The following is a 3707-nucleotide window of genomic DNA, read 5'->3' on the forward strand; positions in this document are numbered from 1 at the left end:
GAGGGCGCCGGTCGCGCGCTCGGCCGCATCATCGCCGGCCAGGGCATCGGGCTCCACCTCGGCGCCCGCCCGTCCTCGGTGGTCGTCGAGGGCGATGCGGTCGCCGCCGTGGAGCTCACCAACGGCCGTCGCATCGACTGCGACCTCATCGTCTTCGCCATCGGCATCAGCCCTCGCGACGAACTCGCCCTCGACCTCGGGCTCGAGCTCGGACCGCGCGGCGGCGTCGCCATCGACACGGCGTGCGCGGCATCCGCCCCCCACGTCTGGGCGATCGGCGAGGTCGCGAGCTTCGAGGGCCGCTGCACCGGCCTCGTCGCGCCGGCCAACGCCATGGCCGAGGTGGTCGCCGACCGACTGCTGGGCGGCGCGGCCGAGTTCACGAGCGTCGACGACGCGACGAAGCTGAAGCTGTCGGGCGTCGACGTCGCGAGCTTCGGCGACGCGCTCGCCCGCACCGAGCAGGCGCTCGAGATCGTCTACGCCGACCCGGCCCGCGGGCTCTACCAGAAGCTCGTCATGACCGACGACGCGAAGACGCTGCTCGGCGGCATCTTCGTCGGCGACGCCTCGCCGTACGCCTCGCTGCGCCCGCTGCTCGGCACGCAGCTGTCGAGCGAGCCGGCCGCCTACCTTTCGGCGTCGGGCATGGAGGCGCCTGCCGGCGACGAGCTGCCCGCCGCCGCCCTCGTCTGCGCGTGCAACAACGTGAGCGCGGGAACGATCCGCGACGCCGTCGCCGGCGGACACGCCGATCACGTCGACGCCTGCACCGACCTCGGCGAGCTGAAGGCCTGCACCCGCGCCGGGACGCAGTGCGGCTCCTGCGTGCCGCTCGTGAAGAAGCTGCTCGAGTCGGAGCTCACGAAGGCCGGCATCACGCCGTCGCGGGCGCTCTGCGAGCACTTCGAGCTCTCGCGCCAGGAGCTGTTCGAGTCGATCCGGGTGCTCGAGCTCACCTCCTTCGACGAGATCATCGCGCGCCTCGGCACCGGGCGCGGCTGCGACGTCTGCAAGCCGGTCGTCGGGTCGATCCTCGCCACCCAGCACGGGTCGTACATCCTCGACGGCGGCCGCGGCGGCCTCCAGGACACGAACGACCGCGCCATGGCGAACATGCAGAAGGACGGCACGTACTCGGTCGTCCCACGCATCCCCGCCGGCGAGATCACCCCCCAGAAGCTCGCGGTGATCGCCCAGGTGGCCACCGACTTCGGCCTGTACACGAAGATCACCGGCGGCCAGCGCATCGACCTGTTCGGGGCGCGGCTCGACCAGCTGCCCGATATCTGGAAGGTCCTGGTCGACGCCGGCTTCGAGTCGGGCCAGGCGTACGGCAAGGCGCTGCGCAACGTGAAGAGCTGCGTCGGCTCGACCTGGTGCCGCTACGGCGTGCAGGACTCCGTCGCGATGGCCGTGCAACTGGAGCTGCGCTATCGCGGCCTCCGTTCGCCGCACAAGCTGAAGTTCGGCGTCTCGGGGTGCGCTCGCGAATGCGCGGAGGCCCGGGCGAAGGACGTCGGCGTCATCGCGACCGACCAGGGCTGGAACATGTACGTCGGCGGCAACGGCGGGTTCCAGCCGGCGCACGCGCAACTGCTCGCGAGCGACCTCGACGACGAGACGCTGCTGCGCTACATCGACCGCTACATCATGTACTACATCCGCACGGCCGACCGCCTGCAGCGCACCGCACGCTGGATCGAGGACGTGGAGGGCGGGCTCGACCACGTGCGCGACGTCGTCGTCAACGACTCGCTGGGCCTGGCCGAGGAGCTCGAGCAGGCCATGGCCCGGCACGTCGACACCTACGAGGACGAGTGGGCGGCGACCCTCGCCGACCCCGACCGGCTCCGACGGTTCCGGTCGTTCGTGAACGCCCCGAACACGCCCGACCCCTCCATCGCGCGGGTGCCGGAGCGCGACCAGTTCCGGCCCGCCACCGCCGAGGAACGTGAGCGCGGCGAGGCCGTGCTCGTGGCCGGAACGACCATCCCCGTGCGGGGAGCCGGCGCGTGACCGGCCGGGTGACCCTCGTCGGTGGCGGTCCGGGGCGTGCCGACCTGCTCACCGTCGCCGCCGTGCGCGCCCTCGGCGACGCCGACGTGGTGCTGTACGACCGGCTCGCTCCCTCCGAGGCGCTCGCGGAGTACGCGCCGACCGCCGAGCTCGTCGACGTCGGCAAGCGGCCCGGCCACCACGCCATCCCACAGCACGAGATCGAGGCGCTCCTCGTCGAGCACGCGCTCGCCGGGCGGCATGCCGTGCGCCTGAAGGGCGGCGACCCCTACGTGCTCGGACGCGGCAGCGAGGAGGTGCTCGCCTGTCACCGCGCCGGGGTCTCCATCGAGGTCATCCCCGGCGTCACGAGCGCCGTCTCGGTGCCCGGCGCAGCGGGCATCCCGTTGACGCATCGCGGCCTCAGCCATCTCTTCACGGTGGTCTCGGGGCACGCGCCGCTCACGGCGACGGAGCTCGAGCACCTCGCCGGACTCGGCGGCACCATCGTGGTGCTCATGGGCGTCAACTCCCTGCCGTCGCTGACGGCCGGACTCGCGCGATTCGGCATGTCGGCCGACATGCCCGTGGCCATCGTCGAACGCGGCTTCCGCCCCGACCAGCGCACGACCATCGGCTCGCTGACCGACATCGTCGTCACCGCAGGTCGCGCCGGCGTGACCTCGCCGGCCGTCGTGGTCGTCGGCGAGGTCGTGCGCCTCGCCCACGACGGCGACGCGAGAGCCGCCGAGCTCATGCAACGCGCCGCCGGATTCGCGGCGGTCGCCTCATGACCGACGTCATCGAGTGCGCGCCGGGCTTCCGGCCCGACCAGCTCGAGGGCTTCCGCATCGGCGTCACGAGCGACCGCCGCTCCGCCGACCTCATCGACGCCCTGGCGAGGCGCGGCGCCCAGGTGCTGCACGCGCCGACGCTGCGCATGGCCAACGCCGTCTCCGACGATCCGGTCATCGCCGACACCCGCGCGATCATCGCCGCGCGGCCCGACGTGCTCCTGGCCACGACCGCCTACGGCGTGCGGCGCTGGTTCGAGGTGGCGGATGCGGCGGGCCTCGGCGAGGACCTCGTCGACGCGCTGTCGGAGACGGCGATCCTCGTGCGCGGGCCGAAGGCGCGCGGAGGCATCCGGGCCGCCGGACTCAACGACGTCGGAATGAGCGCCGAGGAGACGACGGAGTCGCTCATCGACGAGGTGCTCGCCAGCCACCCGACGGGCCTCACCGTGGCCGTGCAGCTGCATGGGTTCCTGAACCCGTCGCAGCTCGACCGCCTTCGCGACGCCCACGACACCGTGCTCACGGTCGAGCCGTACCGGTGGATCGAGACGGACGAGGACGACGACCGGGTCGACCGGCTCATCGACGCGACCTGCTCGGGCGGCCTGGACTGCATCACCTTCACGAGCGCCCCCGCCGTGCACGCGCTGTTCAGCGCCGCCGAGGCGCGCGGGCGCTACGACGACCTCGTCGACGCCATGTGCGGCGCGGTCGTGGCGGCCGCGGTCGGCCCCGTGACCGCTGCACCGCTCGTCGCCGCGGGCATCGTGCCGATCCAGCCCGAGCGCTACCGCATGGGCGCGCTCATCCGGCTCGTCTGCGAGCACCTCGAGTCGACCCGGGTCATCCGCCTCGAGACCCGGCACGGCGCGCTCGCGCTGCGCGGATCCGTGGTCGACGTCGCCGACCGGC

At 72.9% G+C, this 3707-nt stretch carries 3 protein-coding genes; all 3 read left to right on the top strand.

Annotation, left to right across the window (positions count from 1 at the left end; translation table 11 throughout):
• A partial coding sequence (gene nirB, locus GH736_RS19020; protein WP_159606141.1) for a nitrite reductase large subunit NirB occupies nt 1-2019 on the top strand: 2019 nt, incomplete at its 5' end.
• A complete protein-coding gene (cobA, locus tag GH736_RS19025; RefSeq protein ID WP_159606143.1) occupies nt 2016-2792 on the top strand; it encodes a uroporphyrinogen-III C-methyltransferase in 777 nt (258 codons plus the stop codon). The genes nirB and cobA, both read left to right, overlap by 4 nt.
• On the top strand, nt 2789-3707 hold a 919-nt coding region (locus GH736_RS19030; RefSeq protein WP_159606145.1), incomplete at its 3' end, for a uroporphyrinogen-III synthase. The genes cobA and GH736_RS19030, both read left to right, overlap by 4 nt.

This window comes from Agromyces humi (assembly GCF_009720255.1).
Classification (GTDB): domain Bacteria; phylum Actinomycetota; class Actinomycetes; order Actinomycetales; family Microbacteriaceae; genus Agromyces; species Agromyces humi.